Origin of the sequence: Elstera sp. (genome assembly GCF_044372965.1) — a bacterium.
In the GTDB taxonomy this organism is placed as follows: domain Bacteria; phylum Pseudomonadota; class Alphaproteobacteria; order Elsterales; family Elsteraceae; genus Elstera.
In genome coordinates this window covers 1-7,516 of record NZ_JBILQX010000178.1, presented here as the reverse complement: position 1 = coordinate 7,516, position 7,516 = coordinate 1, and the positions used below count along the sequence as shown (strand labels likewise).

Annotated in this window: 4 protein-coding genes and 1 tRNA gene; 2 read left to right on the top strand and 3 right to left on the bottom strand. The window is 63.1% G+C overall.

Annotated elements, in window-relative coordinates; translation table 11 throughout:
- Positions 1-177: 177 nt before the first annotated feature.
- The 3 genes from ACIQ36_RS16750 to ACIQ36_RS16740 all read right to left on the bottom strand — a co-directional run bounded on the left by ACIQ36_RS16750 (position 178) and on the right by ACIQ36_RS16740 (position 4,162).
- Positions 178-265, bottom strand: a tRNA-Ser gene (locus ACIQ36_RS16750).
- 124 nt (positions 266-389) lie between these two features.
- Entirely contained in the window at positions 390-3,884 is a 3,495-nt protein-coding gene (mfd, locus tag ACIQ36_RS16745) for a transcription-repair coupling factor (RefSeq protein ID WP_395831403.1), read from the bottom strand.
- A gap of 17 nt (positions 3,885-3,901) precedes the next feature.
- Entirely contained in the window at positions 3,902-4,162 is a 261-nt protein-coding gene (locus ACIQ36_RS16740) for a succinate dehydrogenase assembly factor 2 (RefSeq protein WP_395831401.1), read from the bottom strand.
- A gap of 92 nt (positions 4,163-4,254) precedes the next feature.
- Between ACIQ36_RS16740 and recG the strand changes: the two genes are divergently transcribed.
- Both recG and ACIQ36_RS16730 read left to right on the top strand, forming a co-directional pair.
- Positions 4,255-6,351: an ATP-dependent DNA helicase RecG gene (gene recG / locus ACIQ36_RS16735; protein ID WP_395831399.1), complete on the top strand. Its 2,097-nt coding sequence runs from the start codon at positions 4,255-4,257 to the stop codon at positions 6,349-6,351.
- A gap of 299 nt (positions 6,352-6,650) precedes the next feature.
- Positions 6,651-7,439 (top strand): cyanophycinase, encoded by a 789-nt coding sequence (locus tag ACIQ36_RS16730; RefSeq protein WP_395831397.1) that lies wholly within the window; start codon positions 6,651-6,653, stop codon positions 7,437-7,439.
- Positions 7,440-7,516 lie beyond the last annotated feature (77 nt).

Below are 7,516 nucleotides of genomic sequence, written 5' to 3'. Positions count from 1 at the left end.
TTCATGTTAGTTCGACGAAAATCAACACTTATCACGAAACGGATTCCTAACGAAATTTCCGATTTCTATGGGTAAATCTTGGGTAAATCTGAATCGAAACAGGTCTGAAAATGTCGAAATGTCTCGAACTATCATTCCCTCACTGAAACGCTATTGGTCTGTTTTGAAAGGATAATTTGGCGGATGGGGTGGGATTCGAACCCACGGAGGGTTGCCCCTCGGCGGTTTTCAAGACCGCTGCCTTAAACCACTCGGCCACCCATCCGTGGGGCGGACCCTAGCGAAGCCGCCGGGGTTCCGTCAAGAGTGCAGGTCCAGGACCGGCTTCGGTCCTGGCGGGGTGCGGGGTGGAACCCCGCGAAGCGAAAGCCCTACCCTCTCCAAACTCCCTACCCCGCCAAGTCCGCCAATTGCTGCATCACCTGGGTCACGCCCTGGAGGCGCTCGGCGGTGGTGTCCCAGGCGCGGATGACCACGAGTTTATGGTCGGGGCGGAGTTTCACCGTTCCGGCTTGTTTTTGCAGGTAGCGGATGAGGGCGTCCGGGTTCTTAAAACTTTTGTTGCGGAAGGTGATGACGACGCCTTTCGGCCCGGCGTCGATTTTCTCTACGCCCGCTTGGCGGCAGAGGGATTTGATGGCGATGATTTTCAGGAACCCGTCGGCATCGGGGGGCAGCGGGCCGAAGCGGTCGATCATTTCGGCGGCGAAACCATCTATTTCGCTGCGGTCGGCCAGCACGGCGGCACGGCGGTAGAGGTCTAGGCGCACGCCGAGGTCGGCCACATAGGTTTCGGGGATGCGCACGGGGATGCCGACGGCGATTTGCGGGGACCAGGCTTCGTCCGCCCCGCCTTCGCCCGCAAACCCGCCCGCGCGGGCGGCGTCAACGGCTTCTTGCAGCATATGCTGGTACAGCTCGATGCCGACTTCGCGGATATGGCCGGACTGCTCGTCGCCCAAGAGGTTGCCCGCGCCGCGAATATCGAGATCGTGGCTGGCGAGTTGGAAGCCTGCGCCGAGTTTATCGAGCGTCTGCATCACCTCCAGGCGCTTTTGCGCGCTTTCGGTGGGCACTTTGCCGGTGGGCAGGGTGAGATAAGCGTAGGCGCGCAGTTTCGACCGACCGATACGCCCGCGTAACTGATAGAGCTGCGACAGGCCGAAGAGGTCGGCGCGATGGACGATCATCGTATTGGCCGAGGGGATGTCGAGCCCGCTTTCCACGATATTGGTGGCGAGCAGCACATCGTATTTGCCGTCGCAGAAGGCGTTCATCACGTCTTCAAGCTGGGTGGCGGCCATGCGCCCGTGGGCGGTGGTGAAACTGACTTCCGGCACCAGCACGCGTAAGCGTTCTGCCAGCATATCAAGGTCTTCCAGGCGGGGGCTGACGTAGAAACTCTGCCCGCCGCGGAAGTGTTCGCGCAGGATGGCTTCGCGCACCACCATCGGATCATAGGGCAGAACCGAGGTGCGCACCGCCAGCCGGTCCACGGGCGGGGTGGCGATGATCGAGAGGTCGCGCACGCCGGTCAGCGCCAGTTGCAGGGTGCGCGGGATCGGCGTTGCGGTAAGGGTGAGGACGTGAACGTCCGACTTTAGCTCCTTCAGCCGCTCCTTCTGCGACACGCCGAAATGTTGCTCTTCGTCAACGACCAAGAGGCCGAGCCGTTTAAACTCGATGCTCTTGGTGAGGACGGCGTGAGTGCCGACGATGATATCGACGGTGCCATCCTTCAGCCCGGCCTTGGTCAGCGCGGCTTGTTTGGGCGTCACGAGGCGCGACAGCGTCTCAACCCGCACGGGGAAGCCTTTGAAGCGATTGGCAAAATTATGGTAGTGTTGGCGGGCGAGCAGCGTCGTCGGCACCACCACGGCCACCTGCTGGCCCGAGAGGGCGGCGACGAAGGCGGCGCGCAGGGCGACCTCGGTTTTGCCAAAGCCAACGTCGCCGCAAATCAACCGGTCCATTGGTTTTCCGGCGGCGAGGTCCGAAATCGTATCGTCGATGGCGCGGAGCTGATCGTCGGTTTCAGGGTAGGGGAAGCGGGCGCAGAATTCCTCGTACAGCCCTTCCGCCGGGGTATAGATCGCGCCTTCGCGCAAGGCCCGCTGGGCGGCGATGGCGATGAGTTTCGCCGCGATATCGCGGATGCGGGCCTTCACCTTGGCTTTGCGCGCCTGCCACGCGGCCCCGCCGAGCTTATCCAGCGTTCCGCCCGCGTCTTCCGAGCCGAAGCGGGAGAGCGTGTCGATATTCTCCACCGGCACATACAGCTTATCGCCGCCGAGGTAGGAGATGCACAGGCAATCGTGCGGTGCGCCGCCCGCCGTGATCGTCTCCAGCCCCTCGTAGCGGCCAATACCGTGATCGACGTGCACGACCAGATCGCCGGTGCCGAGCGTGCCCGCATCGGTAATGAAATCGGCGGCTTTTTTGCGTTTTTGCGTGCGAATCAGCCGGTCGCCGAGAATATCGGCTTCGGTAATCAGGGCGAAATCCGGGGCGAGAAAACCGCGCGGCTGGGCGAGCGTGACCAGCACCACCTTGTCGGCGGGCAGCGCGAAGGCGGCGGGGCCGCTCTCTGCCGTCTCCAGCGCGGGCATGCCGTGGTCGCGCATTAGGCCGAACAGCCGGTCGCGCGCGCCGGGGGATTGGGCGGCGACGATCACGCGGCGCTTTTGGGCACGTAAGGAAACCACATGCTCGCGCACGGCATCGAACAGCGACCCATCCGGGCGCATGCGGGCTTCGGCGAACTCATGGCCGGGGCGCGTGCCGGTATCGGCGCGATTGGCGGCATCCTCCGGCGCGGCACCGATATGGAAAATCGCGTGGGGCCGGGCCTCCAGGCTCAGGCGCAAATCGCGGTCGGTGAGATACAGGAGATCGGCGGGCAGCGGATGATAGGGCGCGCCTTCTTTGCGCGCCGAATTGGCGAGATCCTTACGCGCTTGGAAGAATTCGCGGATCTGGTCGAAGCGCGAGGTAATCGATTCTTCAACCTGCGCATCGAGCGTTATCGCCGCCGTCGGCATATAATCGAACAGGGTTTCCAGCCGCTCATGGAACAGGGGCAGCCAATGTTCCATGCCGATTTGCTTGCGCCCGGCGCTGACGGCCTCATAGAGCGGATCGCCGCCGGTTTCGGCCCCGAACAGGCTGCGGTAGCCCGAGCGGAAGCGGTGAATGGCGATTTCATCCATCGGCACTTCCGAAACCGGACGAAAGGTCACTTCCTTCCGGGTTCCGGTGGACCGTTGCGAGGCCGGATCGAAATCGCGCAGGGTTTCCAGCGTATCGCCGAAGAAATCGAGACGCAGGGGTTCCGCCATCCCCGTCGGGAACACGTCGATAATGCCGCCGCGCACGGCATATTCGCCCGGCTCGCGCACGGTTTCGGTGCGGTGGTAGCCGTTGCGCTCGAAAAAGCCGAGCAGCACCTTGCCCTCAATCCGCTGGCCTGCTTTCAGCACCAGGGCCGCTTGCGCCAAGCTTTCGCGCGTCGGCACGCGCTGGGTTATGGCGGCGACGGTGGTCAGCACCACTTTCGGCGTCTTCTGCCCGGCCTCGCTCAGCAATCGGGTGAGCGTATCCAGCCGTTTCGCCACGACATCGCTGTTCGGCGAGACGCGGTCATAGGGCAGGCAGTCCCAAGCCGGAAAGCTTAGCACGGCAACATCGGGCGCGAAGAAGCTCAGGCTTTCGGTCAGTTGCGCCACGCGGGCGTCGTCGCGGGCGATATGCAGCACGGCCCGACCCTGCTCGCCAATTGCCTCGGCGGCTCTACGCAGCACGAGGGCTTCGTACCCCTCCGGCACGCCGTGCAGATCGAGCCTGCCGGGGGCAGCGTACCAAGCGGGGGTTTTAGCGAGGCTCATCGGGCATCCAGTCGAGTTTAGGCCGTATGGTAGGCGATAATGCGGGCGAGCATCGGCGTATTCGCGGCGGGCGGTGGGGTGACGCCGCCGATGATCCAGGCGACCAGATCAAGATCTTGCTCGGCCATCACCGCTTCCAGCGCGTCGAGATCGGGCGCATCAAACCCCGCGAGATGGGCTTCGACGAAGCGGCCAATCAGTAAATCCGCTTCTTTCGTCCCCCGGTGCCGGGCTTGAAACAGAATGCGTTTGCGGCGAGTGTTTAGGTCTTCGGTCATGCGGGCCTCGCTGGTTCGTGCTTGTCCGAAATCGGGGATGGATATAGACCGCTCCCCACCGCCTGTCAGCGGTGAAAGATAGGATTGCCGCTTTGCGCCCCGAAATTCTCTTCCCCCTCTTCGCCTCGCTGGAAGCGCTGCCCAAAGTTGGGCCGGCGCGGGCGAAGCTGTTGGCGAAGCTGGGGCTGGCCTCGGTCGTCGATCTGCTCTGGCACCGCCCGGTCGGCCTGTCAGAGCATCGCCCGCGCGAGTCCATTGCCGAAGCCGTGCCGGGCGAGAGCGCCGCCCTGCGGGTGACGGTGGAAGACCACCGCGCGCCGGACAGCCCGCGCCATCCTTGGCGGGTGCGCGTGCGCGATGCCAGCGGCTTTTTGCATTTGGTGTTCTTCCATGCCAAGGGCGACTATATCGCAAAGCTGCTGCCTTTGGGCGAAGAGCGGGTGATTGCCGGGAAAATCGAAGCCTTTGGCGTCGAAAAGCAAATGGCGCACCCGGATTTCGTCGGGGGTTTGGAAAGCTTTACCCGCGCCACCGAGCCGCAACCGATCTACCCGATGACGGCAGGGATCACGCCCAAGGTATTGGCAGCGTTGGTGGAAGCGGCTTTAGCGCGCGTGATGGACCTGCCGGAATGGGCCGATCCGCCGTTGGTCAAAGCGCGCGGCTGGCCCGTTTGGGCGGACGCCGTGCGCGCCCTGCACCATCCGCAGTCCGAAGCCGATCTTGCGCCCGACAACCCCGCCCGGCAGCGCTTGGCCTACGACGAAATCCTCGCCAATCAAATGGCCCTCCTCCTGCTGCGCGAGCATCACAAGCGCCTGACCGGGCGCGCTCTGGCGGCAGCCGCGCAGGGCGGCGGCAAACTGCGCGCGGCCTTGCGGGCGGCCCTGCCCTTTTCGCTCACCAACAGCCAGGAACAGGCACTGGCGGAAATCGACACCAATCTCGCGTCGGACAAGCGCATGCTGCGCCTGCTTCAAGGCGATGTCGGCAGCGGGAAAACCGTGGTGGCCCTGCTCACCCTCGCGGTTGCGATTGAGGAGGGCGCGCAAGGGGCGCTGATGGCCCCCACGGAAATTCTCGCCCGCCAGCACGCCGAAACCATTCAGCCGCTCGCCGAGGCTGTCGGGCTGCGCGTGGCCATCCTCACGGGCCGCGATAAGGGCAAGCCGCGCGAAGCCCTGCTGGCGCGCCTCGCGGCGGGCGAGATTGATCTGTTGATCGGCACCCACGCCGTGTTTCAGGAAGACGTTGTTTTCAAGGATTTGGCCGTCGCCGTGATCGACGAACAACATCGTTTCGGGGTCCATCAGCGCTTGGCCCTGGCGGGCAAGGGCCGAGGGGTTGATGTGTTGGTGATGACGGCAACGCCGATCCCCCGCAGCCTCGCCCTCACCGCTTACGGCGATTTGGACGTATCGCGGCTGCTAGAGAAACCGCCGGGGCGCAAACCCATCGACACACGCGCCCTGCCCCTGGAGCGGTTGGAGGAAGTCGTCTACGCCGTGGGCCGCGCCATCCAAACGGGGGCGCGCGTCTATTGGGTCTGCCCGCTGGTCGAGGAATCCGAACTGGTCGATCTGGCGGCAGCCACCGACCGCGCGGCGGCGCTGGAACAGGTTTTTGGGCCGGGCATCGTCGGCCTCGTGCACGGGCGCTTGAAGCCGTCGGAGAAAGACGCCGCTATCGGTGCGTTTGCGCGCGGCGAACTGAAAATTCTGGTCGCCACCACGGTCATCGAAGTCGGCATCAATGTGCCGGAAGCGACCATCATGGTGATCGAACACGCCGAACGCTACGGACTCGCCCAGTTGCACCAGTTGCGTGGGCGCGTGGGGCGCGGCGGTGACCGCTCCACCTGCCTGCTGCTGTATCAGGCCCCCTTGGGGGAAGTTGCGCGCGCCCGCCTCAAAATCCTGCGCGAGAGCGAAGACGGCTTCCGCATCGCCGAAGAAGATTTGCGCCTGCGCGGCTCCGGCGAAGTGCTGGGCACCAAACAAAGTGGCCTGCCGGGGTTCAAGCTCTGCGATCCGATCCAGCAGGAAGAGCTGCTGCTAACGGCGCGCACCGATGCGCTGAACCTGCTGGGCAAAGACCCGGACCTTGTTTCAGACCGGGGCAAGGCGATGCGGATTCTGCTGTATCTGTTCGAGCGGGACGCGGCGGCGCGGTTTTTGCGGGCGGGGTAACTTGCTTTTTCGCGGAAAGCGCGTGCTAAAGTGGCGCGGGGAACGATTGAAAAGAGGCAAATTTGATGCGTTTTATAACCGGCTGGACGCCCCGAGTCGCTTTTGCCCTGACGGCCATTCTTCTCGTCGGATGCCAGACGAGCGGATCAACAAGCTCTTCACAACCCGCGACTGGTGCTCCCACTGCTCAAGAAGCGGCTCCCAAGCCGCCCACCCCAACGAATGCCTTGCCGTTCGGCGCGGGAACGGGCTTTGTCATCGAAACGGCTGAAAAGCGCTTAAAGCCCGGTAATCTTGTGTTGCACGGCGGCGGCGGTGGCCGAAATTCGGATGGCAGCGATCCTTTTTTCAAGGTGAGTGAGTTTTTGACGCTGACGGGCGCGCTCACGGCCTCGGAAAAAACAATCTGCTTTATTGAAGCGGCTAATCCGGCAGCCGAGCCGTTTAGCGAACTTAGTGCCGAAAACGGCGAAAAATATATCAAACTCGGTATTCGGGCGGACAATGCCAGCACGACCACCCGCGACCCGAAGGTCTTGAGTGCTATCGAGCGCTGCACGGGGTTTTATTTTGGTGGCGGGGTACCCGAGTTGCTCTCGATCAGCCTGCTTGAGAAAAATGGGTCCGATACGCCTGCTTTAGCGGCGATCCGCCGCCGACACGCCCAGGGCGCAACCGTGTTCGGGGCCAGTGCCGGGGCGATGATGGCGAGCAAGACCATGCTGTGCGAGTGCGGGGCCGGCAGTTCGATTGAGGCACTGATCGAGGGCAAGCTCAGACTAGCACCGGGATTAAACTTCGCGCCGAATGTCCTGATTGACGCGCATTTTTTGGAGCGAGGTCTGATTGGTCGTCTGGTCGAGGCGATGAAAGTGTTGAAGGCGCCGTTGGCCCTTGGTTTGGATGAAAATACCGCCGTCTTAATGCCGAGCGATGGCAGTCCTTGGACTATTTTAGGGGAAAGCGGTGCCGTGATCGTAAGACAGAGCGATTCCGACAAGCCCTATGAGGCACTTGAGATCGATTTGCTCGCCGATGCGGACCGGTATGATCCGAAAACGCGCACTGTGATCGTTGCGCCGGAGTGAACCGCCCCGAGTTTGCCGGAGACCGTTTGGTTTAAGTTATGCGGCCATGGCTGGTGCGTCCAGCATGGCGTAGTATC